General features: G+C 35.2%; 24 protein-coding genes, 1 pseudogene and 1 other annotated feature. Of the genes and pseudogenes, 3 read left to right on the forward strand and 22 right to left on the reverse strand.

Annotation, left to right across the window (positions count from 1 at the left end):
• Window positions 1-91: 91 nt before the first annotated feature.
• The 13 genes from ilvN to C7437_RS06715 form a co-directional block, all read right to left on the reverse strand.
• Window positions 92-607 carry an acetolactate synthase small subunit gene (gene ilvN, locus C7437_RS06655; RefSeq protein ID WP_111438833.1) on the reverse strand — a complete coding sequence of 172 codons (516 nt, stop codon included), beginning with the start codon at window positions 605-607 and terminating at the stop codon, window positions 92-94.
• A complete protein-coding gene (gene ilvB, locus C7437_RS06660; RefSeq protein ID WP_111438834.1) occupies window positions 604-2,355 on the reverse strand; it encodes a biosynthetic-type acetolactate synthase large subunit in 1,752 nt (583 codons plus the stop codon). Before ilvB ends, ilvN begins: the two co-directional genes overlap by 4 nt.
• A gap of 88 nt (window positions 2,356-2,443) precedes the next feature.
• Window positions 2,444-2,695 (reverse strand) — a binding site (T-box leader).
• A gap of 11 nt (window positions 2,696-2,706) precedes the next feature.
• Window positions 2,707-4,374, reverse strand: a complete 1,668-nt coding sequence (gene ilvD / locus C7437_RS06665) for a dihydroxy-acid dehydratase (protein ID WP_111438835.1) — start codon at window positions 4,372-4,374, stop codon at window positions 2,707-2,709.
• A 758-nt stretch (window positions 4,375-5,132) separates the two neighbouring features.
• Window positions 5,133-6,821, reverse strand: coding sequence for a methyl-accepting chemotaxis protein (locus tag C7437_RS06670; RefSeq protein ID WP_111438836.1), 1,689 nt, complete (start codon window positions 6,819-6,821; stop codon window positions 5,133-5,135).
• Between the two features lie 105 nt (window positions 6,822-6,926).
• Window positions 6,927-7,280, reverse strand: coding sequence for a flagellar protein FliT (gene fliT / locus C7437_RS06675; protein ID WP_111438837.1), 354 nt, complete (start codon window positions 7,278-7,280; stop codon window positions 6,927-6,929).
• Window positions 7,277-7,678, reverse strand: coding sequence for a flagellar export chaperone FliS (gene fliS / locus C7437_RS06680; protein WP_111438838.1), 402 nt, complete (start codon window positions 7,676-7,678; stop codon window positions 7,277-7,279). The genes fliT and fliS overlap by 4 nt, the downstream gene beginning before the upstream one ends.
• 32 nt (window positions 7,679-7,710) lie before the next feature.
• Window positions 7,711-9,237 (reverse strand): flagellar hook-associated protein 2, encoded by a 1,527-nt coding sequence (locus C7437_RS06685; protein WP_111438839.1) that lies wholly within the window; start codon window positions 9,235-9,237, stop codon window positions 7,711-7,713.
• Between the two features lie 15 nt (window positions 9,238-9,252).
• Window positions 9,253-9,633 carry a flagellar protein FlaG gene (flaG, locus tag C7437_RS06690; protein ID WP_111438840.1) on the reverse strand — a complete coding sequence of 127 codons (381 nt, stop codon included), beginning with the start codon at window positions 9,631-9,633 and terminating at the stop codon, window positions 9,253-9,255.
• A gap of 146 nt (window positions 9,634-9,779) precedes the next feature.
• Window positions 9,780-9,980, reverse strand: coding sequence for a YjfB family protein (locus C7437_RS06695; RefSeq protein WP_111438841.1), 201 nt, complete (start codon window positions 9,978-9,980; stop codon window positions 9,780-9,782).
• A gap of 18 nt (window positions 9,981-9,998) precedes the next feature.
• Window positions 9,999-10,238, reverse strand: a complete 240-nt coding sequence (locus C7437_RS06700; protein WP_111438842.1) for a hypothetical protein — start codon at window positions 10,236-10,238, stop codon at window positions 9,999-10,001.
• A 227-nt stretch (window positions 10,239-10,465) separates the two neighbouring features.
• Entirely contained in the window at window positions 10,466-13,327 is a 2,862-nt protein-coding gene (locus tag C7437_RS06705; RefSeq protein ID WP_111438843.1) for an ATP-binding protein, read from the reverse strand.
• Entirely contained in the window at window positions 13,314-13,685 is a 372-nt protein-coding gene (locus C7437_RS06710; RefSeq protein ID WP_111438844.1) for a response regulator transcription factor, read from the reverse strand. Before C7437_RS06710 ends, C7437_RS06705 begins: the two co-directional genes overlap by 14 nt.
• Window positions 13,686-13,821: 136 nt before the next feature.
• The gene (locus C7437_RS06715) at window positions 13,822-15,438 is read right to left on the reverse strand and encodes a diguanylate cyclase (protein ID WP_245909217.1); all 1,617 of its coding nucleotides are present in this window, start codon (window positions 15,436-15,438) and stop codon (window positions 13,822-13,824) included.
• Window positions 15,439-15,856: 418 nt separating this feature from the next.
• On the opposite strand from C7437_RS06715, the gene C7437_RS17445 reads away from it, so the two are divergent.
• The 3 genes and pseudogenes from C7437_RS17445 to C7437_RS06730 all read left to right on the forward strand — a co-directional run.
• Entirely contained in the window at window positions 15,857-16,216 is a 360-nt protein-coding gene (locus C7437_RS17445) for a PAS domain-containing protein (RefSeq protein WP_111438846.1), read from the forward strand.
• A gap of 62 nt (window positions 16,217-16,278) precedes the next feature.
• Window positions 16,279-16,737: a PAS domain-containing protein gene (locus C7437_RS17450; protein ID WP_425450557.1), complete on the forward strand. Its 459-nt coding sequence runs from the start codon at window positions 16,279-16,281 to the stop codon at window positions 16,735-16,737.
• A pseudogene (locus C7437_RS06730) lies at window positions 16,716-17,105 on the forward strand (diguanylate cyclase domain-containing protein); the annotation flags it as partial. The gene C7437_RS17450 and the pseudogene C7437_RS06730, both read left to right, overlap by 22 nt.
• 83 nt (window positions 17,106-17,188) lie before the next feature.
• On the opposite strand, the gene C7437_RS06735 reads toward C7437_RS06730, so the two are convergent.
• From C7437_RS06735 to flgL, 9 genes are all read right to left on the reverse strand, one after another.
• Window positions 17,189-19,372, reverse strand: coding sequence for a hypothetical protein (locus C7437_RS06735; protein WP_111438849.1), 2,184 nt, complete (start codon window positions 19,370-19,372; stop codon window positions 17,189-17,191).
• A 43-nt stretch (window positions 19,373-19,415) separates the two neighbouring features.
• A complete protein-coding gene (locus C7437_RS06740) occupies window positions 19,416-19,613 on the reverse strand; it encodes a hypothetical protein (RefSeq protein WP_111438850.1) in 198 nt (65 codons plus the stop codon).
• 709 nt (window positions 19,614-20,322) lie between these two features.
• Window positions 20,323-20,562: a hypothetical protein gene (locus C7437_RS06745; RefSeq protein WP_111438851.1), complete on the reverse strand. Its 240-nt coding sequence runs from the start codon at window positions 20,560-20,562 to the stop codon at window positions 20,323-20,325.
• Between the two features lie 86 nt (window positions 20,563-20,648).
• Entirely contained in the window at window positions 20,649-20,762 is a 114-nt protein-coding gene (locus tag C7437_RS06750; protein ID WP_281269930.1) for a flagellin, read from the reverse strand.
• A gap of 342 nt (window positions 20,763-21,104) precedes the next feature.
• A complete protein-coding gene (locus C7437_RS06755; RefSeq protein WP_111438852.1) occupies window positions 21,105-22,112 on the reverse strand; it encodes a flagellin N-terminal helical domain-containing protein in 1,008 nt (335 codons plus the stop codon).
• Between the two features lie 173 nt (window positions 22,113-22,285).
• Entirely contained in the window at window positions 22,286-22,498 is a 213-nt protein-coding gene (gene csrA, locus C7437_RS06760) for a carbon storage regulator CsrA (RefSeq protein ID WP_111438853.1), read from the reverse strand.
• A gap of 4 nt (window positions 22,499-22,502) precedes the next feature.
• A complete protein-coding gene (gene fliW, locus C7437_RS06765; RefSeq protein ID WP_111438854.1) occupies window positions 22,503-22,940 on the reverse strand; it encodes a flagellar assembly protein FliW in 438 nt (145 codons plus the stop codon).
• Between the two features lie 20 nt (window positions 22,941-22,960).
• Window positions 22,961-23,515 (reverse strand): DUF6470 family protein, encoded by a 555-nt coding sequence (locus C7437_RS06770; protein ID WP_111438855.1) that lies wholly within the window; start codon window positions 23,513-23,515, stop codon window positions 22,961-22,963.
• A gap of 54 nt (window positions 23,516-23,569) precedes the next feature.
• A complete protein-coding gene (gene flgL / locus C7437_RS06775) occupies window positions 23,570-24,454 on the reverse strand; it encodes a flagellar hook-associated protein FlgL (RefSeq protein WP_111438856.1) in 885 nt (294 codons plus the stop codon).
• Between the last annotated feature and the right edge of the window lies 1 nt (window position 24,455).

The following is a 24,455-nucleotide window of genomic DNA, read 5'->3' on the forward strand; positions in this document are numbered from 1 at the left end:
GGGTTTAAGTTATATATAAAGTATAAATACTTTATTACAGTGATTTTTAGCTTCATACGCAATTCTGTACGCGTATTTCACTTTTCTACTATTAATGTAAAATCGATAGTTGTGGTGAATTTACGATTTGTGTTTCACGAACAAATGCCGTAACACCTGTTCTTGTAAGATCTTTAATGCCGTATGGTTTAAGTAAATCAATAAAGGCATCTATTTTCTCTGGGCTACCTGTTACTTGGAATGTAACTACGTTTTTACCAGTATCAATAGTAGCAGCTCGGAACGGTTCAACAATACTGTTAATCTCTGCTCTCAAAGTTGGTGGCGACAAGACTTTCACGAGCGCCAACTCTCTTACAACAATTTGTTTTTCTGTAATGTCATTCACTTTCAATACATCTACTTGTTTCTGAAGTTGTTTCAATAATTGCTCTAGCTTTTGTTTATCTTCTACATGTACCACAAATGTCATTTTAGAAATTTGTGGTTGTTCAGAATGACCTACAGTGATGCTTTCAATGTTGAACTGACGTTTCATGAGTAGACCAGTTACACGGTTTAAAACTCCGCTTTGGTTTAACACGGTTACAGTAATAATTCGTTTCATTCTGGTTTCACTCCAATCATTTCATGTAATCCTGTACCAGGAGTAACCATTGGATATACACATTCTTTTTGAACAACTCGACAATCGATCAGAACTGGTTCATTCGATGCCAATGCTTCTTTTAACTGCACTTTAGCGTCTTCAAAAGTTTCGATTTTGTAACCTTTAATATCGTAAGCTTCTGCCAGTTTAACGAAATCTGGTTGAATCATGAACAATGATTGTGAATAGCGCTCTTCATGGAACGTTTCTTGCCACTGACGAACCATTCCAAGTGCTCGGTTGTTAAGAATGATAATTTTCACTGGAATTCTCATCTCTTGTAATAGAGATAATTCTTGAAGTGTCATTTGGAACCCTGCATCCCCAACCACAGAAATTACCTGTGCATCTGGTTTTGCAAGCTGTGCTCCAATTGCTGCTGGGAAACCGAATCCCATCGTTCCAAGTCCTCCTGATGTTACCCAGTTATTCGGATGATTAAATTTGTAATACTGTGCAGTCCACATTTGATGTTGACCTACATCAGTCGTAACAATTGCGTCTCCATTTGTATACTCATGCACTAGCTCTAGTACTTGCTGAGCAAGAAGCCCTTTTTCCGCATCCGCTTTATAGTGATATGGGTATTCCACTTTTGATGCATTTAAGCTAGCTAACCAATCTGCAGTATCTACATTTGGAATATCTAACGCTAATAGTGCTTCTAATGCTTCTTTTGCATCCGCTACAATTGGGATTTCTGTTGGTACATTTTTCCCGATTTCTGCAGGATCTATATCGATATGAATTACTTTTGCATTTGGTGCAAATAAGTTTAAGTTTCCTGTTAAACGGTCATCAAATCTAGCACCTATATTGATCAATAAATCACATGTTTGAATAGCCATATTTGATGTGTACGTGCCATGCATTCCTGCCATACCTAGGAATAGGTCATGTTCACCTTCTATAGTACCAAGACCTAGAAGTGTGTTGGTTACAGGAATTTGATATTTCTCTGCAAATGTTACTAATTGATCTGATCCTTGCGCAAACAATATACCTGCACCAGCTAAGATTAATGGTTTTTTTGCAGTAGAAATAGCTTTAGCTGCTTTTTGAATTTGTAAAAAGTTTGGTTTTGTCGTTGGTTGATATCCCGGAAGATACACTTCTTGATCAATGTCAATTGTTGTATCAAATATACTTGTTGCCATATTTTTAGGAATATCTACTACGACTGGTCCTGGACGACCTGTGGAAGCAATATGAAAAGCTTCGTTAATAATTCTTGGCAAATCTTCTACATTTTTTACTTGGTAATTATGTTTTGTAATTGGTTGTGTAATCCCAATAATATCCGCTTCTTGGAAAGCATCTGTTCCAATGACTGTAGTAGCAACTTGACCTGTGATGACAACAAGTGGAATAGAATCCATCATCGCATCTGCAATACCTGTTACTAAGTTCGTTGCACCAGGTCCCGAAGTTGCAATTACAACTCCAACTTTTCCTGAAACGCGGGCATATCCTTCTGCTGCATGGATCGCACCTTGTTCGTGACGTGCAAGGATATGTCTGATTGGATTTTTATACAGTGCATCGTAAATCGGTAATACGGCCCCACCTGGATAACCAAATACTACTTCAACTTTATGCTTTTTCAGTGTTTGGATAAATATATCTGCTCCATTTACTTGTTTCGGAGCTTCTGGCATTTCAGGTTCTTCATACACTTGTTCTGTCGCCTCAACGCTAGTCTTCATCATATTTCCTCCTTTTGTTCAAATCGTCCAGTTTCTTATATAAAAAGAAAAGAATTTCCCCCCACACAAAGAATCCATCGTTCTTTTGTATAGGGATGAAATTCTTTTCATGGTACCACCCTAGTTCATAGCGCAATCGCTACCTCGCAAACAACAGACAAATGCCTGCCATTCATTTATAACGAGAGTAGTTAGTGCTACACCCGGAAGTATCTAGTAGGTTTCCCGTTCAATACTTCTCTCCGAGGGGAGTTTGCTAAAGGTTGTATTGCCGGTTCCCAGCACACCGGCTCTCTGTAAATACAAGATTCCTTTAACTTTGCCTCATCAATGATTTAGAATATGGATTTTTTAGATTTTCATGACTCCACCAGTGCTGGCAGATGTTACTAGTTTAGAATATCTTGCTAAATAACCTTTTTTAATCTTAGGTTCAAATGGTTTTAAGTTTGCTTGTCTAGTTGCTAATACTTCATCACTTACTTGAAGATTAATAGTTCTTTCAGTAAGATTAATGACGATAATATCATCATTTTCTACTAATGCAATTGGGCCACCGTCTGCAGCTTCTGGAGAGATATGTCCAATGGAAATCCCTCGAGATGCGCCGGAAAATCTTCCGTCAGTGATTAGTGCCACTTTTGTTCCTAATCCGCGACCTTGTATCGCTGATGTTGGAGCAAGCATTTCTGGCATTCCTGGTCCGCCTTTAGGACCTTCATAGCGAATAACTACTACATGACCTGCTTGTACAGTACCATTATCAATTGCTTCTTGTGAAGCTTCTTGTGATTCAAATACAATTGCTTTACCAGTGAATTCTTTGATCGAAGGGTCAACTGCACCAACTTTGATCACTCCACCTTCTGGAGCAATATTTCCGAATAGAACGGACAGCCCGCCTACAGGACTATATGGATTTTCTTTACGTCTTATGACTTGATCGTTCATAATTTCTGCATCTTTAACATTTTCGTACAGTGTTTTACCTGTAATCGTCATGCGATCACCATGTACAGCTCCTGGTATTTCACAAAGCTCTTTTATTACTGCACTAACTCCTCCAGCAAGATGTACATCGTGCATAGAGTAATCAGAAGCAGGCATAATTTTTGTTAAGTAAGGAATACGTTCTGCTACTACATTTATTTCTCTTACGTCATAATCAATTTCTGCTTCGTGCGCGATAGCCAGTGTGTGTAATACAGTGTTTGTAGAACCACCCATTGCCATATCAAGTGCAAATGCATCATCAATTGTTTCTTTTGTTATTAAGTCTCTTGGTTTCACATCTTCTTTAATCATGCGTACAAGATGTTTTGCCGCTTCTTTAATCAGGCGGTGACGCTCATCAGATGTTGCAACGATTGTACCATTCCCTGGTAAAGCCACACCCAGCATTTCCATCAGAGAGTTCATGGAGTTAGCTGTGAACATTCCTGAACAAGATCCACATGTTGGACATGCGTTTTGTTCAATATCAAGAAGTTCTTCTGCTGACATAGCACCTGATTTAAATGAACCAACACCTTCAAAAACAGAAGTTAGAGAAAGTGGTTTACCTTCAGCTGATGTTCCAGCTTCCATTGGACCACCTGATACGAAAACAGATGGGACATTTGTTCTTACTGCCGCCATAAGCATACCAGGTGTTATTTTGTCACAGTTTGGTATGTAAAATACACCATCAAACCAATGTGCGTTAATAACTGTTTCGGCAGCATCTGCGATTAGCTCACGACTCGGAAGTGAATATCTCATTCCGATATGCCCCATTGCAATTCCATCATCTACACCAATTGTGTTGAATTCGAATGGAATTCCTCCAGCTTCACGAATAGCTTCTTTAACGACTTCTGCAAATTTATTTAAATGCATATGGCCTGGGATAATTTCTATAAATGAGTTACATACTCCAATGAATGGTTTTTCTAAATCTTTTGTTTTAACTCCTGTTGCATATAATAAGCTTCGATGTGGAGCTCGGTCGATTCCTTTTTTTATCATGTCACTTCTCAATTTAAATCGCTCCTATACTTTCCGCTTTAATCAGCGTTTAGCTTTGCAGCTGTTCGGTTGTAAACCGCCTTTTGCTATTGTCGAATTTCAGCCCTTACAAATAGGTGCTTCCTTATTCACTTGAATGTGAATTTTCAATCAATATTTAATATATTGTTGTAATCATATCGCCTTTAAACCCTTACGTCAACAGTCTTTTTTAAAAAATCTGTTAGTTTTGACTATTCATTTATGATGTAATCGTTTACATTCGCAATATATCGCATTTTATAACAAATTAAATAAATGTGAATTTTTTGTCGAAAAGAAATTATAGCTACAGGGTTATTGTTAGTTTTATGAGAAAGAGCATTTTGAATCTAAGTGATTTGTCATAATCTTCTAAGTTAATTATACTTCATTGGATGAAGTTATAGTGTGAAAATTTTAAGTATTTTGTGGTTCGGTGGGTTATTCGCAAGATGTGGCTACTTTAGCACAAGTTTGTGAGTGTTATTCGCAAGGTCTGAGCTGTTTTACGCAAGTTCATTACGTTTATTCGCAAGATCGAACCCGTTTTTCGCAAGTTCTCTTCGTATAAGAAAAGCGGAAGCGCCTATTACTGCCCCGACAGGCAAATGGGGAATCGCGAGGAGGCAGCCCCTCAGCCACCGCAGTGATTACCCATTTGACCCCGAGGGGCAAGGCGCTGGAGCTAGACATGAAATAAAAAAATGGATTCCAATCGATTTACTCGATTAGAATCCATTTCCTTCTATTTAAAGTCTAAAATGACTTACGTTATTTTGAAGTGCTTCTGCTAGATTTGCTAATGATTGTGCATTGTCCGTGATTTCTTCGTTTGCAGCTAGCTGCTCTTCTGTAGCTGCACTAGTGTCGTTTGCACCATCTGCAGCAATTTTAGCCAAGCGTTGAACTTCTAGTGAGCCTTCGGAAACGGATTCTGCCATCGCTTGAATTTGCTCGATTGCAGCTGAAACCGTTTCTACTTTGGATCCTACATCCCCTACTGCTATTTCAATTTGATTGAATACTTCAAGGGATTCATTTGTTTTTGAAAGACCTTCTTCTACTTTGTTACGGCCATCCGTAATTGCTTTTACTGCTTCGCCTGAAGCCGACTGGATCACTTGAACCATCGAAGCGATCTGCTTAGCCGAGTTTTTTGATTGCTCTGCAAGTTTACGAACTTCTTCTGCTACAACTGCGAAGCCTTTACCATACTCACCAGCACGTGCTGCTTCAATTGCTGCATTCAATGCAAGTAAGTTCGTTTGCTCCGAAATATCGGTAATTATGGAAGTAATCGATTGAATTTCATTGGAATGCTTCGCCATATTGTTCATAATGACTGTTGTATCTTTAAATGTCGTATGAATTGTATTCATGTGAGCAGCAACATTCATCACAACTCCAGAACCTTTTTGCACTAATTTCTGTACTTCTTCTGTTGCATGCAACATTTCTTCGTTGCTGACAGAAATAGAACCAACACCTTGCGATAATTCCGTCATTGAGTCTACAGAAATATCCATATGCTGCACTTGTTGCTCACTAGTGGCCATTTGTTCTTCTGCAGATTTCGCGACCATTTGAGAAGAAGCTAAGCTTTCCTCGGCACTTGCAGAAAGTTCTTCGGCATTTGCCGCAAGCTGCATGGAAGAATCACGTACATCTGAAACAATTTGTCGCAAATCTATCGACATCGCATTAAACGCTGTTGCCATATCTCCAACTTCATCTTTGTTCTTGATTTGAATTGGTTCAACCGTTAAATTACCAGCTGCAATAGCAGATAATCCCACTGTAACTTTTTTAACTGGATTCGCAATACTTCTGCTAATAACATAGGCAATAATAATTCCTAGCACAACACTGGCAACAGTTAAAATAATCATGACTATAAGTGTATTAGCTTCCGTATTCGCTATGTCTTTTCTCGCTTTTTCTATGTCACTTTGAAAAAACTGTTCCATTTCAACTAGGTGAGTTAACATACTTGTATTAATATTATTCGTTTCCGTAGTAAGTTTACTCACTGCAGATGCATTATTACTTTGTTTCGCAGCGATTAGCTCTGTATTTTTCGCATAAAACATTTTTTCTTTTTCCTTATATTCCTTCATCATTGCTTTAGATTCAGGAAAAGATAATCTTCTTTGCAACTCATCAGTTAATGAAGTAGCTAATTCTTGATTTACTTGTACACCTTGTCGTGATGTATCTGTATTTAATAATAAATAATCTAATAAACTGGTATTAATATCTTTTTGAGCAATTTTAATTTCTTTCACTAAAATAACTTTCTCCATTTGATCATCTAATACAAAACTATACTTCTCAGCGGTATTTTTCCCTGTCATAAACACCAAGCTTGTCAATGCGACAAGTACGATTAATATAACGGAAAAACCCATCCATAATTTTTTAGCAATTGTTATTTTCATACAATAACTCCTTATCGTTTTTCTATGTATTCATTCCAAACCGTATTTTTGAGCAAAGTCTCTAATTATAAAAACGGCAGAAGCACAGGGCTAATGCCGTTTGTGTTATTTCTTCTTATCGTAAAAAGTGCCGTCCCGAAATACTTGGCTATAAGGATCCATATATGCATTCATGGAAACCTTTTTCTTTTGTTGCTCGGAAATATTTGATCGAATCGCTTTTCTAAACAGTTTTAGTTGACTGTCTAACTCTTCTTCTAGTGGAAGCAACGCTTGACCAAATAATTGTTCTCCTTCTGTAAATGGTGCATGAATAGATGTTTGAAGTGCTTCTCGCTCGTTTAGTAACGTATCTATTTGTTCAATGACAATATCTCGTTTATCTTCTTCCATTACATGTAGAATACGAAGTAATTGTTCGGTGATCGTTTTCCAACTAGTTAAACTTTGACGAATCATATTTCACCTGGTGCTCCGTATTGCTTTTGACGATTTGTTTGGATGACTTGTTTCCATGTATCACGAAATTCTATTGTTAGTCCATACACTTCATCCAAGATTACTGCATCATTTTTTATGTTTGCTTCTATTAATTGAGTAATCATGTAGTCATATAAACTAGCCATTGATTCGGATACGGATTGTGACATATCAAGCGTCACCATTAACTCACGAAGGATATTTTGTGCTTTTTGGATATTTGTATTTTTTAACTCGATGTTATTTGTTTCAATTCCTTTTTTCGCTTGGTTTAAAAATTTTAAACAACCATTGTAGAGCATTAACGTCAATTCACCTGGTGTGGATTGAGTCACACTGTTTTGTTGATAGGCTTTATATGGATTATTTACTGCCATTTGAATGCACCTCGACTAAATTTCTATTTTTATTATGAACCTGTACTAAACATACCTGCAAGATAAGTAGATTGTGAATTTGCTTGTTGAATTGCCTTTTCCATGGAGGTAAATTGCTTCCAATAACGACTTTCCATCGTTGCTAAACGGTCTTCAAAACGTTTAACTTGATTATCGTATCCATCTAATAAACGACCAAGTACAAAATTATTATTCACAGTTGCTGACTCAGAACCAGCTTTGGCAGTAATGCTTTTTCTAGCATCTTCAAGCGCCTTGGTTAATCGTCTTGCTATACCTTTATCAGAATCAGTCTCCCCGCCTGCGGCAAACAATTCATACACTTGGTTTGGATCCTCAGATATTGCTTCTCTCAACTTTGTTTCATCAATTGTAAGTTTCCCATTTTCTAAATAGTTACTAGAAGTGGTAATACCGAGTTGACTTAACGAGATTGAGTTAGGTGACTTTCCAACAGCCGAACTCATGGCCGAACGCATTTTGTTTAAAACACTCGTAATGATACTATCATTTTTCAGTGTTCCACTCGTCGCTTTTTCGTCCCATTTTTTAATCTGTTCTTCTGATAATGATTCTTTTTCTTTTTCTGTTAGCGGTTGATAATCCTTATATTTGGTCTCTCGAATTTGAGTATTTAAGTCTTCAATTAGCTTATTGTACTCGTCTACGAATTTAGTGACAGAGCCTAGGATGGAGTCTACGTCTGGAGCCGAGCTAAACGTGATTTCTTTTTGGTTTGCTTGTTTTAGAGAAATTTCAAAGCCACTTATTTGGAATGTGTTGGATTGTCTTTCAGTTGTTAGTCCATTGTAAGTGAACATAGCATTTTGCCCTTTAGTTCCACTACCATTTTTTGCTGCAACAGTATTATTTACTTCAACTTTTAAAAATGCAAAGTTCGCTTCATTTCCAATAAACTCGATTTCACTTCCATATGTTGGGGGTTCTACAGTATCATCTTTTATATCTCCGCTATACTTCGCAGTAAATGCGATTTTACCAGTGAAAGAATCGAAAAAAGCATTGACTCCAGAGTTTTTATTGATATCATCTAATACACTTTGCATCGTAGATTTGCCTTCTGTTATCACTACATTATATTCTTCCAATGTACCATCTGCATTAATAGAAGAAATAATAAAATCATCTGCCGTAGCAGGTAATATATCCTTTAAATTCGCTTCTGAAGCCAATACTCTATCCTTACTTTGCATAGTAGCAGACTCTGCTAATTTCTCTACGTTGATCTTCCCGGAAAAATCACTTGTTGAGTTAATATTTTTTACCGAAACATCATCGGGAGCTGAAGATGTAACTGTTTTTTTGATAAATGTCGATTGCCTTAACATGCTATCATTTGTTAAATTACGGAAGTCATTTAAACTTCTGTTTACTGTCCGATAATCATCTCGTTGCCATTCTGTATATTGTTTCTTTTGTGTTATTTTATCTAAAGGGATTCGATGTGCAGTCATTAACTCTTTTACCATCGTTTCTGTGTCCATCCCACTTGCTAATCCACTGATTCGTAAAGCCATCTTTCTCCCTACTTTCTAAATCTTCCTGTCTATTAATACACCAACAAAATCTAACATCGCGGCATGCATGTCCATCAATTTCTTATTTGGAATCTCTTGAACAACTTCATCCGTCTGTTTATCGACTAATGTCACATAATATTTGTTTAGTTTTTCATGGTATTCATACCTCAGTTTTGTGCTAGTTGTTTCTAGAAACTTGTTTAAACTTTCGGTCATTTTCTCTGCTATATTTGGGGATAACCCTTCTTTTATAGTTGCTTCATTTTCGTATTTAGGTTGCTTTTCTTTCACAGCAGTAACATTATTAGTAGTTGTTGCATTAACGCTATTATCTCTCTTAGAAGCAACATTTTGTTGAATACGAGTACTACTATCAGCTAGTCGATTTACCATGCATCACTTGCCCCCTTGTTAAGATAATCCTTATATTCTTTATCGGCAAAATGGAAGGAATTTTAAGGATGAAAGATAAATTAGCATAATATATTTACACACAAAAAAGCAACCTATGAAATAAAGGCTGCTCCAACTTATACATATTATAGTTTCACATCAATGTTCCCACCTAAATGTGGTTGAGCAGCTTGTTGAAGCATTGCTGCATCAGTCGTACTCATCAACTTCTGAACAGAATCGCCTTGTTGTTCTGCACTTCCCATTGCTTGCTTCAAGACGGATATGGAAGCTTGTTGTTGGACTTGTCCTTGGCTCAGTGCCATCGATAATAATGCGATATCCACGCTAACACCACCTTTCTTCTAATGTACAACAGATTGTAACTGGTTTTCAAGAGACTGAACTTCTCTTTTCTTTTCATCTAATTGACGATTTAACCTAGCAACCTCATCGGGAGATAAGTCATGTTCAAAAGCATATTCGGCTATTTCTTTCATATCATATAGTTTATGTTCTATTTCCTCTAAGATAGTATCTCGTTTCTTAGTCCATTCGAGCAATTCTTCGAGAATTTTTTTCTGTTCTTGGGTCTCTTTATCCATATGATTCCTTTCATCTAGAGGGCTATGTATAATTGTCGTAATTATATAATAAGCTATTGCTGATTGACAAATTTCCAGTGAATAACTCCCTGCCCCGTTAGAAATATTCACGTTAATTCAAACAAACATGAATGTTTTAATTTTCATGTTTGTTTATAATATAGGGACGTTTCTTCATTTATCACTTTTTTATTTCAGCACATACTCCCCTACTTCAAATCTGTTTTTTAATCAGGTACCATAATTTGACCGTTTCTTTCATTAGTTAAAAGAGTATGCATAATTAGCTTGGATAATTGGCTGGGTTTGTATGGTTTAATTAAGTAGTCCTTTGCTCCTAGAGAGAATCCTCGTTCTTTTTCATCAAGTGCTGTTGAAATGAAAATCGGAATATTTTTCAATTTTTCGGTTTCTTTCATTACTTTCATAATTGTCCAACCATCAACTTCATCTGCAAGCATAATGTCCAGAACAACAGCATCTGGGGCTTCTTTTTTCATTTGTTCCAATGCTTCTTTACCGCTCTTATGCTGGCTTACATGAAAACCACTATTTTGTAACTCATAGTTTAATAGTTCCGCAAGACTTAAATCATCTTCAACGACCATTATTGTGTAGTGATTAAGCATAGAAGCATCTCTATCCTCATTTTCTTTATTAGCGCTCATTGTAACTCGTGAGAAGTGAGTGGTAAATGTGCTGCCTTTCCCATACTCGGAACTTACGGAAATTTTTCCGTCGTGTCCTTTCACAATCTCTTGAACGATAGCGAGTCCAAGACCTGTACCACCAATTCTTCGTCGGTCAGAATTGTCGACCCTGTAAAATTGTTGGAATAAGTTAGGGATTGCATCTTCTGGTATTCCAAGTCCCTCATCTTTTACATCAATAATAACTTGGTCTTTGCTGCCATAAATACGGATTGAAATATTTCCTCCTTTTGGAGAATATTTAATCGCATTACTTAATAAATTAATAAACACCTGTTCTATTTTATTTCTGTCTCCTAGAATAATAGCATTATCTAATTCTACTGAGTAAGTTATCTTGTGTAATGATGAGTTAATTTCTTGAAGTTCGATGACATTTTGAACAATTGATGATAAGTCTATATATTTCTTTTCATAATTCTGTTTTCCAGATTCCATTCTTTGGATATCAAGAAAATCATTTATCAAGGCAGTTAGCCTTTTAGATTCATTATAAATGGTTTGCAAATATTTTGTTTTTCGTTCAGGCTTTAATTCTTTTGTTAACAACAACTCTGTGAAGCCGAGAACGCTGGCTAACGGTGTTCTTAATTCATGGCTAACCGTACTGACAAATTCTGACTTCATTTGTGCTATTTCATATTCTTCCGTAATATCATGATGGACTAGTAATGTTCCAATGTGCTCATTACAGTCTTTAATTATTTTACAATAAACTCTAATTACTTGCTTGTTGTCGGTCTTTTTGTAAATAAATGAACGCTCCTCATCAGGGGAAAGAAATGCAGAGTCTATCAAATCATCCAAAGATTGAATAAACTCTTCGTCTTGAATTTGTGCTGCCATGATCTCACTCCATTTTTCCCAAGGAAGTTCAATCATTTGTTCAGGTGTGTCATTCCGTTTAAATATTCCATAAAGCTGTTTGTTCACTTGAATAATATTACGGTCAGTATCAATTAACTGTATACCTTCCTTGACTGTGTTTAGTATATCTTGATTTAAACGTCGATCTTCCTCTGATCGTTCAAATAATTTAATTTTTTCAAGATAGACGGCAATTTGTTTAGCCAATGTTTCATACTCAGTAATTTCATTTTTCGAATAAAAGTCACCATATCTAGATAACACTATAACGGCTTCTACTTGAGAAGTAGATAAAATAGGCAAATATAAGTCAAAGCTATAATTGAAGGTTTCATGGTAACCCTTTTCCATAGGATGTTGTACCCTTTTCACTGTAAATGGCTTTTTTTCATTTGTTAACCGATGAATCAAGCCGTTGTCCATGTTATTCCTAAATTGTTCGATCCCAAAATTAGAAACTCCATATGAAGCAAAAGACTCTTCGTAAAGCAAGGAAATCATTCCTTTATCCGATTCAGTGATTTTACACATATTTTCGATGATACTTTTAAGAAATTCCTTTTTATCAAGTGAGGCGGAAATACTATTAATTAACTCATTCCTCCGCATTAGTTTTTGTTCATTACTCGTTACAGTGCTAAGTGCAGTTTGAAGTTCGTTTTGCTGGGCTAGAAGTTCTTCTTGTTGAGCGACTAGTTCTTCGTTATGGACCAGCAAATCTTGTTCTTTATCCTGAATACTGCCCACCATCTTCTGGAAAGCAACTGATAAGATACCGAGTTCATCTTTTCTGTTTGTATTGTCTATTAGGACCGCATCTCTGCCCGCAGCAATTTCATTTGCAGAAAAGGTAAATTCAGAAAGGGGTTTTCCAATGCTCTTAAATATATTGCGAATTATAAAGAATAAGAGAATTAGGATTAATATAAAAAAGATAATTACATAGTTTTGGATGTTTAACTGTTCCTCCGTTAGTTTGTTGGAATTATCTGTATGTTGTCCATCAAGTAGAATGATAAATGATTTAGCTTGCTTAAGAAATCCTTCTGCCATAAAAATGACATTACTATCTTGAAGGTCAATACTAGGGTCCTGATTTTTTTCATACTCATTCATAATTAGAGGAACCAACGTAGCAAAATAATAAGACGTAAAGTTTTCAATATCCTGATAGATTAATATTTCTTTCTCGGTTTCAATTAATTGACTGAGTTCAGTAAGGTTTCGTTTGATTTCACTTTCAAGATTCAGTGTTTCCTCCATATTTTCCGGTGCATTAATAGCAACAGAGTCCGTCATTATTAAAATATCGGAATTAAACTGGTTATAGATATAGTTAATTATTTGCTGTTTTTCTTCAATATTACTGCGCTCTTGAATATATTCGTCATGTATTTTATCCTGAAAATAAAATAGTAACCCGCACCCCATAGCAAAAAAGAGAAAGTAGATTCCCATTAATGCTAATATTTTGCGTGATAATGAACTATTAAAATAATTAACTATTTTCATTAAGGATATCCCCAACTAATTCTAAAAGTTTCAATGGACTAAATGGCTTAGCCATAAAATAATCGGCACCTGTTTCCAATATCTGCTTTTGTTCAAATTCCTGACTTTTCGCTGATAGTATTAGAATTTTCGTATGCTTGTTTGTTTCGGCATGCCGTATTTTTTCAACAATTTCAAGTCCTGTATATACAGGCATCATATAGTCTAGAATGACCAAATCATAACGATTATTTTGCAAAAATTCCATTGCCTCACCGCCATCAGCCGCTACATCAATCATATAATTTTCATCTTCGAACGTATCTTCAATAAGCATACGAAGTACTTCTTCATCCTCAGCTAATAAAATTTGTTTCAATATTTACCACCTCATCAGTTCTCTTATTATTTGTTTATTCGTATGATGATTTTAAAATTTTTAATTGTTCTATAATATAGACTCCTACAAGTAACCTATTAGCTATGCAATATACAAAAGAATCTTCTTAGAATACTTATTTTATCATATTTAGTATTCGTTCAATTCTTACTTGCAGTTCGGTTACATTAAACGGTTTTGTTACATAATCATCGGCACCTAGCCTTAATGCTCGTTCTATCTCATCTTTACTTTTTCTACCAGTAAGCATTAATATCTTATATTTTTGTGCATTTTTTCCTTGTTTGACTTTTTGGAGGACCTCTAAACCATCCATAACTGGCATGATACCATCTAGAATTAAGAAATGGCTGACATCCTCTTTTGCATGTTCTGAGTTTAAAAAGGATGGTCCATTTTCAAATACCTTAATGTTTAACTCGATATTATCAATGGTTATGGATTCTAGAATTTGAGCCAATAGGGTCCTAATGATGATATCGTCATCGACAACCGATATGTTAAGAATGTTTTTTTGGTATGCATTAGGTGTCAATTGTAAACACTCAACTCTCGCTCGTCCAAGGCGTTTGGCTTCGTATAACGAACTGTCTGCTCCTTTGAAAGCTTCTGTGATTGTAACGAAGTCATCCTTTACGGTATATGTTCCTGCTGAAAATGTGACTGAAAAACACGCTTCGTTATGGGTAAATTTAATTTGAGAAAAACCTTTAATTAATTCATTTAAGCGCCTTTTTGCATCTTCACTAGTGGTGTTTGGAAAGACAATGACAAATTCTTCTCCTCCATACCGATAAATTATATCCAAACTACGAATATTCCTTTTTATATATTGAGCAAAATCCCTCAGTACTTGATCACCCATAAGATGGCCGTATGTATCATTTACTTTCTTAAAAAAGTCAATATCAACAATACTAATTGAAAATGGCTGTTTTGTTCGTTTAAAATCTAAGAAAAATCGTTGCAAACTGTCTACAAGAAATTTTCTATTATATACTTGTGTCAATTCATCAATTAATACGGATTGATCAAAAATTTTCTTGCGTTGCAAATGTCGATTAACTTTAACAACAAATTCTTCCATATCAATGGGCTTTCCAAAAAAGTCATCTGCTCCATTTTGATAAGCTTTTATACGTGTTTCCTTATTATTATTGATACTAATCATAATCGTTGGAATAAAGTATTTTTCGTTATGTTGCTGAATCTCTTGGAGTATTTGAAAACCATCTTTCTGTGGCAAGTGAATATCAAGAATGAGGCAATCTGGCTTCATTTCGAAGTACTGTTTTACTGCAATTTCTGGGTTTGTGTTAGTTATTACCATCCAACCTTTTTCTTCTAACACATCTTTAAGCAGAATGAGCATGGAAACATCATCATCTATTATTTGAATAAGAGGAGCACTAGAATTAAGGACTGTACCATTAAGATTCACTAAATTACTAGAGTTTTCGTAATTATATATAAGTTTAACTAGAGGATGTAGAAAAGCATTTAGGTCAATTCCCCTCCACTTCTCAATCTCTTCGTTTTCCAACTTAGATAATAATTCTGAAGAAATCTGCATTAGTTCGTCCAATTGTAGTGTTCCCGAAGTTCCTTTTATAGAGTGTAGGAATCGATATACTTCCTCAGTTAAAATTGTTTCTCCATTTAAAGACAACCATTCCGTCAACTTATTTTTAGTATTTTGGAATAAAATATTTTTATATTTTTGTAGATCCACTAATATCCCCCTTACCATAATGTGTAGTCTATCTCTGTTAGTAAAAACTCCCGTATTTTTTTGTTGTACTATATCAATTAAATGAGCCATATTACTATGACAAAGTTCAGCGAATTATGTAACAATTAAAAAAATTACCGATTAACTGTTATGAGTGTGAGTACAATTATTCAGGTCTTTATTCATCGAAAAATGTATAATGTAACTAGTTTACTATAGTGTGTTTCATTTAAATAAGATATTTTACACTCTCTTGGTAATAGTTAAAAGGTAAAAGGTAAAATATTTAATAGATTTTAATTAAGTTGTTACTATAAGTCCATTATTACACATATCATAACAACTAAAATATAAATTTTCTTTTTAAAAAGAATACTGAAAAATTAATCCACTCCTTAGAAAATGAGGGAGGTATGAAATTTATGAGCATCTAAATTGCGTTATTAAATTAGACACTAACGGTAATCTCGTTTCTAATAACCAAGCATTTTCTAACCAGTATGGATATAATGAGCAAGATTTTAAAGAACCCTTCTTGGATATTTTCATTCCGTATGAAACATTTGAAAAAAACCAGTATTTTGAACAGACCCTCTTGGGCAAGACACAGAGATTCAACGCATTGGGTCTCAGTAAAAACGGAGAGACCGTCGAAATCAATGTCACACTGATTCCAATAAAAAAGGAAACTGGCATGGATATTTATGTAATTATAAAAAATATTACTGAATTTCAAGAGCAGGAAAAAGAGCTATTTCTATCCAAAAAGCTCAGGTAGTATTTAATGAACTTGATGATATCTGCAATTTCTACTACGATGCCATCAACGATCTTCATCATATTTCAAAGCAATTCCCCATCATTTTTGGAATAAACACGGAACAAATTTTTTCACCCTCACTAAAACATCAATTACAATATGTCCATCCTGAAGATTTAGATAAAGTAAAAAATACAGTTTATACCACTATAAGTGAAAAAACTGGGTATCAAATAGAATATCGATTACTTAGAAAAGATCGAACCGCCCTATATGTTTTTGAACAAGCAGAAATTGTTCTTGATAAAAAGGGCCAACTCGATGGGTTGATTGGATTTTTTCAAGATAACACAGAACGTAAAATTTCTAATGACTTATTAGAAAAAGAAAATCAGTTAACGCTTCTTAATGACAACCCAATTGTAGGAGTATGGTCTGTTAATGTGCAGACAGATCAATGCCTGAACACCTCAATGGGAATTGAGTATATAAGTGGTTATACAAAAGACGATTCTCTAATCGCCTTTCAAAACCTTTAACATCTAATGACCTACTTGCCCGCCGTGGCGGGGATGAATTTATGGTGTTAATAGGAAAAATGGAATCGATTGAATCTCTGGAAATTATAATCAACAAGATAATTGAATGTCTAAATGAACCATTCTATATAAAAGAGTACAAGTTATATCTCACTGCAAGTATTGGTATTAGTACCTATCCTGAAAATGGTGTAAGTATCCTAGAATTATTAAGAAACGCAATTCTTGCATTATCTAACTCCCAAAAAGAAGGAAAGAACTATTATAAAATTCTTTCGAACTTAAGTAGTATTCAGTCCTTTAAAACCTATAGCATTGGACGAGATTTAAAAAAAGCTGTAGAGAACAAAAACTACGCTATAAACTAAAACTCTTGATAAACCACGTTTCTTCAGACAGTTGAATTATCAAGAGTTTACTTAGGCAATTATTATTCTATACCAATAATTTTTTACTTTGTTAAAGAGAGCATAAATGGAATCGTTATCTGTTCTCCTTCAAAATCATATACAAAATTATGTTGTATTTTTTCTTTATCTTCATCTCTCACAAGTTCCATCTTATAGGCAGGCTTTAAACTTGAAAGCTGTGTTTTGAACTCCTTTGCAACCTTACGTGGTACTCTCACAGCTTTTTCCTCACCACTAACGACCATATTAAAGGATTCTAAGTCTGCGTCATATGGACCTGTCTCTAATTTTGATTGATAAGTGTGGTAGTAATAATCTAATATCTCATTTGTATTTAATTTGGATTGACAATTCAATAAATAATAATGCTCATTAATATTACTTTCCATAGACTTTAGCTCTATAGCAGTTGAGCCAATCGCTCCCTCTATCTCCTTTAATTCATCAGAAAGGGTTGTTTCTACTTCTTCCTCCAAACGCTTTAGTTGTTCCTTGACGTAATCATTCTCCAAATATGTTAATTTTATTTCTTCTGCTTTTGCCCTTTTGCGATTCTCATATTCTGAGGATTTTTCAAATTCATCTTTTTCGCCTAATTCAATTCCCGCTGCCTCAAAAAGGAAATCATATAAATTAGTGTTCTTAGCTTCTTCTAACTTCACTCCAATTGAATTTTCAAGATGACTTTTCTTTTCTTGAAGCTTTTCTAATTCATTTTCGATATTCCGTTTCTTTTCCGCCAATTTTGTGTATTCTTCACTATAGTTTTTTGGTTTCCTTATGTATTTTACAAATTCCTTATAATTATCTGTAATCAAACTAATTTCGTAAGACTTAATTTCACGTTCTAATTCTTCAAGCGCACTGCTCATGTTAGTTTCAGCATTGGAGGTAGCTTCTGCTAATTCAAAACTTAGAAGAGCCTTACTATTTAACGAATCCAATCCCTTTAAGGCAACTTTTCCAATTTTATTCAATTTGCTCTTACTTTTATACTTTTTCATCATTTGAATCAACTTATCATCTAGCAACCTAAGAGCATCACGACAAAAAACATTTTCATAATCTAAATTGGCTAAATTTAAAGAAGTGTGTCCGATAGCATTTCGATCACTCGGATCAAAAGTATCAGCTAAAAGTTCAATACCAGCTAGATCTTTATGGATGATAAAGTGCATTAAAGGTGTCATGCCCCAGCTGTCTTTTATGTTTTTTAAATCTGAGTGCTCTCTAAAGAAACTATAATCTTTACTGCTCACTGCATTTAGAATGATACCTGAAACATTTTTTTTTGCCGCTTGAAGGTATTGTTCTAGTTTCTCTGCCAGTTGTTGATCCACTTCTTTAATAGAATTTATTTGTTGTTCTACTTCTTCAAATGCATAGGTACCAATTTTTGCACGAACATAATACTCATCATATGAAACATTTGGATTGATTTGGTTTAACTCTTCTAAAATGGTAAGTACATCCTCAAATACTTCACACTCTAATTTTTCTGCTGCTTTTGCTTCAAGTAATTGAATATACTCTTCTTTTATCGATTGAATTCTATTAATCTCTTGAACCAGCTGCTCAGATGATTTTATATGCAAAGTCTTTTGTTGTTTCACAATATTAATGGCCCTGTCATACTGATTTTCTTGTATAAAAGCGTCCTTTTGTTCCTCTAACAAATTAAATTCATGCTGAGCTTTTCTTTGATCAATTGTTTGTTTTAACTCAATAATTTTATTACTTTCCCATTGTTGTAACTGTTCTAGACTAGAAAAATAACTATACGCTTCAACAAAATTCAAGTGTTCCATTCTAATTAGACAGCCATAGTAGTAAAGGGAAGCGCAATATTCTTTGTTGTTGCTAATAACTATTTTTTCAAGCGATAAAAATCTGTTTTCAGCGGCATCATAATGGTTATTGTCTATTTTTAATTTGATTTCATTCAATTCAATTAAGACATAATCTTCATATTTACTTCTCAAGTAAGAATCATCCGATATAAGAAGTTCCTTTAATTGCTCGAAAAACTCAGTAAACTTCTTTGATCCAATATCAATATTGCGACCATTTATTTGCAGAGACTTTTCCGTTTCACTTATTTCAGCCATTACAAGATCTTGAAACTTAACTACCATAGCTGAACCAAAAGCATGCTTCAAACCAATAAAATAATCGCATAGCAAAATCCCATCTTTTCCTGACTTAAAAACAGTCGTATCATACAATGCTATGATTCTGCTTTCATCAACTCCATATATGTTTACGACATTAGATAATTTTTTTTTCAGGAATATTGCCAGTATGTAGTTTGGATCCTTCTAAGCTTGATTTAGCTAATTCTAAAACTTTGCCAATTATCTCTGAGGAAATAGTATAATAATCTTTGTCATTTGTAATTAGATCCATTTTCTCAACCTGTTCAGTTGTTTCCTTCTCTGACTTACTTCCAAAAAGTTTCTTAAACATTTTACAACCACCTACTCTTTTTATTATTTAACTTGTTTACTTGTCTTTACGGTTTTCTTTTATCATTTTATAAATTCGTTTTTTCTGTTTTTCTCTTCCCACTTATTAGGAGTGAATAGGCTACACTTAACGGTCTCGGGACGAAGGTAATTGTAATCGAACAAAATCGATACAAATATTCGGTATCAGCCATTTCAGTTATCTGAGAAAGAACTATAGATGGAAACAAAACGTCACCACAGTAACCTAGAATATCTGGATAATTATTGAAAGCAAAAACCTTACTAGCGTAATCAAAATACTCACCATTTCCCCAACTGATTCTATAAGTACGCTAACCCTGGTCCTTTTGTATCAATGCCTACCCATGCAACGACGAGCGTCATAGCTTCCCCTCCAATGATTTTTAAACAATTCACCATTTATATCACGGTGTCTTTAAATAATATCTCGTTAGTGAATTCTAATTCAATTTTTTATTAATAACTTCCTCTTCTTCCAATATTATCATAATTATTGAATTTTGCAGTTGAAAATTTTCTGAACTTTCTTCAATATTGAGGTATTCCTTCCATAAGACTTACCTTGCTGTTCAAGTATTTCCCAGTGCTGTTTCATGACATTACATGGAGGCTTGTTGTTAGGACTTGTCCTTGACTCAGTTCCAACGAAAGTAATGCGATATCCATGCTTATACTATCTTTTTAGCTTATTGGGCAACAGGATGTAATTGTTCCTCTAAGGAATCCACTTCTCTTTTCAATTCGTTCAATTGGCTATTCAATTGGTCAATTTCAAGTGAAGTAAGTTGATGTTCCAGAGTGTATTCAGCTATTTCTTTCATTTCATGAAGCTTCACATCTATATCTACTAATATACGGTCTTGTTCCTTACACCACTCTAGCGGTTCTTCCAGAAACTTTTGATGTTCTTGTTCATCTTTATCCATCTAGTTTCCTCCTTTCAACCAGCTTTTCCTGCCACATAAAAAAGGGAACCCCAGTAAAACTAGGGTTCCCTTCATGTATTCTAAAATTATTGTAATAATTGAAGAACAGATTGTGGTTTTTGGTTTGCTTGAGCCAACATTGCTTGTGATGCTTGTGCAAGAATTGATTCTTTTGTTTGGTTCATCATTTCTTTCGCCATCGTGCGAAACATTTACTTTCATAAATGACTAGACTATATCTTCACCCTCTAGTTTAGTAGGGGTCGGGCACTTCGGATTCGCAGTACTGATGTATACTGTTTCACCTACGGATTTCATCACCATAGCTTTCGCCTTAGATGGTCTATCCTAGTCGTTGAACCTTCTCCACTCTTTCGAGACAGGAGCTTGGCTGCTGATTGCCCAATCTCGCTTCTTTTCAACCATTCACGCTTGCCATTTCTAGCTACGTTGTAGGGAAGTGAGTTTTAGGGGTTTCCAGCAATTCACCCGATAATGATCTCTAGCCGTTACCAGCTAGGACGACTGTGCTTGTTACTAGCTTAAGCAGCTAAAGCATAATCTACGTCACGGATACGAGATTCCGCAGCAGTTAAGTTTTCAGCAGATGTTCCTAAGTTATTGATTGTGTGGTCTAAACGGTTTGAATAAGCACCTAGTTTTGAGCGTTCTTTTGAAACTTCAGTTATCGCATTTTCAATATTTGTAATTGAAGCTTTAGCAGCATCATGTGAAGAAACATCAACACGTCCAGCTGCATCTAGATTCAATACACCAGATGTTTTCATATTTCTAATATTTAAGCTTAGATTTTGATCTTCGTTAGCCCCAATTTGGAATGTAACTGAACCAGCATCCACAACAACATCTTTTGCAGCTAAACCGTCCTCTGAATATCCAGCATTTGTTTTAATAGTAATTCCAAACTCAGAGAAGTTTAATTCTTGTGCCCCATCAACATTTGCAATAGTTTGTGATTTTGTACCAGCAGAATTTTCCATAGTTAGTTCTCCAGCTGCACCTGATGTAATTGAGTAAGTGTCTGCTGCTGAACCATTTGTTTGAACAGTTGCAACACCTGTAACATCTAATGCAGTTGTTGTTAAAACATCTTGGTCAACAGTACCACCGAGACCACCGTTAAGTAATGTTTGTTTGTTAAACTCTGTTGTATCTCCAATACGGTCAATCTCTTTTTTTAGCTCGTTCATTTCCTCTTGGATAGCTTCTCTATCTTGAGTTACGTTTGTATCGTTACCACCTTGGACTGCTAATTCACGCATACGTTGTAAGATTGAATGTGTTTCGTTTAATGCACCTTCAGCTGTTGCAATCATTGAGATTGCATCTTGAGCATTAGCTGAAGATTGGTCTAAACCACGTACTTGTGCACGCATTTTTTCAGAGATCGCTAAACCTGCTGCGTCATCTCCAGCTTTGTTAATACGAAGACCTGAAGATAATTTCTCCATTGATTTAGATTGAGCGTTGTTAGCTGCTCCTAATTGACGATGTGTGTTAAGGGCTGCGATGTTGTGATTAATTCTCATTATAAGTTCCTCCTTGGAATGTGTTGCTCACGTCCTTGTGAGCAGTGTTTTTAGTATGTAGGCCAGAGAACTGAGCCGGCCGGACACAGTTTTTCTTGGTTACATACTTAGTATCGGAGTCGTTATTGATTGTTTAATAGTTTAATAAGAATTATTTTGGCGAATTATTGAACTTATTTGTTCAATTTGAAAATATCTAAGTTTTTAATAACAGATTCTGCATTAGAGTCAGATATATCTTGTCTTAGTTCACCTCGAATAACATCAATACTTCTAGGTGCTTGAATCCCAATTTTTACTTGGTCACCCTTTACTTCTGTAATGATTATTTCTACGTCTTCACCGATCCAGATTGTTTCTCCTACTTTACGAGATAGTACTAGCATATGCTCACCCCTTTTGACTTTCTGTTGAAATGAGGTGACGAATCGAGTAATCGTCATTGTTTAAGATGACTTGTTTTGCTTTATTGTTATTTGTATTTAATACGATTGGTGCTTTTAGATTAATGGTCGATTCAGCTATTGATTCTTTTAATGATACGATTGCAAATACGGCAACTTCTTTTTCTTCTTTTACTTGAAGAGAATGTACAGTTGCTTCTTCTAGATCGAAGGTATAGTTTGTTGTAATGGTATATGGATTTGTTACGATAAATGCTAATGCTTGTGTTTGAATGGATTGTAGTACATGAAATACCTCGTTATCTTCTATTGGAAGTAATACGAAATCATGTTCCTCTTCGAATCCTGGAATTCCATGTTCGAAAGTGATTATATTAGTTGTTTCTATTGCGATTTCTCCTGAATAGGCTGGTTGAATGTTCATTGGTATGCTCCTCACTTATCTTATACTTTCCAGTCTATTTCTATGGAAGGTTCTTGTGCAACATCTACTATTACTTTTCCTGGTGTATAGTCATGAATTGGTTTATTGATTTTTACGTTTATTTTGGGATCATTTTTTTGAACTTGTATGTCTACGTTGGCTTGTGTATAGGACATTTTTACAGAATTTGCACTTGGGATGAATTTAATACCGAGTGCTTTTTGTCGAGGAATAGTTCTAGAATCGATAATCGACGACATAGCATTTCCGCCTTTTTCGATACTCATTAGCATATCCCCTTCTCTCACACGACGTGCAATTCCAGCCATGACACCTTGTGCCCCATTTTGTGCATGGTTTCTTGCTAGTTCTATCATCGTCTTTAATCCTAGTTCACTTCTTGCTTGTGATGAGTCAATATGTAACTGTCCTTGTGTAGTGTTAATGGATAGTTCAGCTGCAGGTTGTTCTATTTGCACATCTGCTGGTTTTTGTTTTATTTGCTGCTGCGGTTGTTGAACGGTTAGTCCGAGTTCAGCTTTTGTTGTTCGTATTTGAATTTGTGGGATTCTCATGTAAACCTCCTTTAAAGAAAGCGTATGAACAGGATGTCCATACGCTTTTTATGATTATCTTAAAAAGTCTACTAAGGTTGCTTGGATAATTTTCGATCCAATAGATAATGCAGCATTATGAATAGATTCTTGTGTAATCATATCTGTAATCGCTCGTTCGTAGTCAATGTCTTCGTTCTCCGACATAAGTGTCGTTGCGATGATTTCTTGGGTCGACAATCGGTTGTCCATCATTTCCACACGGTTTTGGCGTGCTCCGATATCTGCACGGTTTACTAACACAGCACTTTGCATGTCACTGATGCCTTTTAAATAACCGCTTATTACCGTTCCCTCACTACCATCACTTAAAGATGTCTCGATTTTTCCAAGCAGGCCATCCATATCAGTGAATAATTCAAGTCCATTCATATTTACTTTAATTTCTACGCCGTCATATACTTCTATTTTCACTTCTTTCAATAACCCTGTAGAAACTTTTGCATCTGCAAAATTAGTACCATCGTGCAATGGAGTTAATGTATTGGTGCCAGTAAATATATATTTGTCGCCCACTTTTGTGTTGCTTAAGTCTTGAAGTTGCTGACGAAGTTGTGTTACTTCGGCTTGTATTTTTTTTCGGTCATCTGAAGTATTCGTATCGTTAGCTGCCTTTGTTACTAATTCTTGTACTCGAATCACTACTTGTCCAACATGGTCTAATGCATCGTCCGAGCTATTCAACCAGTTGTTTACTTCTCCAATATTGCGTTGGTATTGTTCTACTTTATTTAAATCTGTACGGTAGCCTATTCCTTTGATGGCTACTACTGGATCTTGTGATGGTTTTGTAATTTTCTTACCTGTTGTTATTTGGTCTTGTACTGTACTCATTTTGCCATAGCTATTCGATAAGTTTCGTAGCATATTATCTGACAGCATTGATTGTGTTACGCGCATT

The organism is Psychrobacillus insolitus (assembly GCF_003254155.1).
Lineage (GTDB): Bacteria > Bacillota > Bacilli > Bacillales_A > Planococcaceae > Psychrobacillus > Psychrobacillus insolitus.

Bases quoted from the DNA above. Each gene is read 5' to 3' on its own strand.
- C7437_RS06750 (WP_281269930.1), bottom strand. From the start codon at position 20,762: ATGGCGAAAGAAATGATGAACCAAACAAAAGAATCAATTCTTGCACAA.
- flgL (WP_111438856.1), bottom strand. From the start codon at position 24,454: ATGCGCGTAACACAATCAATGCTGTCAGATAATATGCTACGAAACTTA.
- csrA (WP_111438853.1), bottom strand. From the start codon at position 22,498: ATGCTAGTACTATCTCGTAAAGTAGGAGAAACAATCTGGATCGGTGAA.
- C7437_RS06700 (WP_111438842.1), bottom strand. From the start codon at position 10,238: ATGGATAAAGAGACCCAAGAACAGAAAAAAATTCTCGAAGAATTGCTC.
- C7437_RS06745 (WP_111438851.1), bottom strand. From the start codon at position 20,562: ATGGATAAAGATGAACAAGAACATCAAAAGTTTCTGGAAGAACCGCTA.
- C7437_RS06670 (WP_111438836.1), bottom strand. From the start codon at position 6,821: ATGAAAATAACAATTGCTAAAAAATTATGGATGGGTTTTTCCGTTATA.
- fliW (WP_111438854.1), bottom strand. From the start codon at position 22,940: ATGAACATTCAACCAGCCTATTCAGGAGAAATCGCAATAGAAACAACT.
- fliS (WP_111438838.1), bottom strand. From the start codon at position 7,678: ATGGCAGTAAATAATCCATATAAAGCCTATCAACAAAACAGTGTGACT.
- fliT (WP_111438837.1), bottom strand. From the start codon at position 7,280: ATGATTCGTCAAAGTTTAACTAGTTGGAAAACGATCACCGAACAATTA.
- C7437_RS06705 (WP_111438843.1), bottom strand. From the start codon at position 13,327: ATGAAAATAGTTAATTATTTTAATAGTTCATTATCACGCAAAATATTA.
- ilvB (WP_111438834.1), bottom strand. From the start codon at position 2,355: ATGAAGACTAGCGTTGAGGCGACAGAACAAGTGTATGAAGAACCTGAA.
- C7437_RS06685 (WP_111438839.1), bottom strand. From the start codon at position 9,237: ATGGCTTTACGAATCAGTGGATTAGCAAGTGGGATGGACACAGAAACG.
- C7437_RS06770 (WP_111438855.1), bottom strand. From the start codon at position 23,515: ATGAGAATCCCACAAATTCAAATACGAACAACAAAAGCTGAACTCGGA.
- ilvN (WP_111438833.1), bottom strand. From the start codon at position 607: ATGAAACGAATTATTACTGTAACCGTGTTAAACCAAAGCGGAGTTTTA.
- flaG (WP_111438840.1), bottom strand. From the start codon at position 9,633: ATGGTAAATCGACTAGCTGATAGTAGTACTCGTATTCAACAAAATGTT.
- C7437_RS06740 (WP_111438850.1), bottom strand. From the start codon at position 19,613: ATGTTTAAGAAACTTTTTGGAAGTAAGTCAGAGAAGGAAACAACTGAA.
- C7437_RS06755 (WP_111438852.1), bottom strand. From the start codon at position 22,112: ATGAGAATTAATCACAACATCGCAGCCCTTAACACACATCGTCAATTA.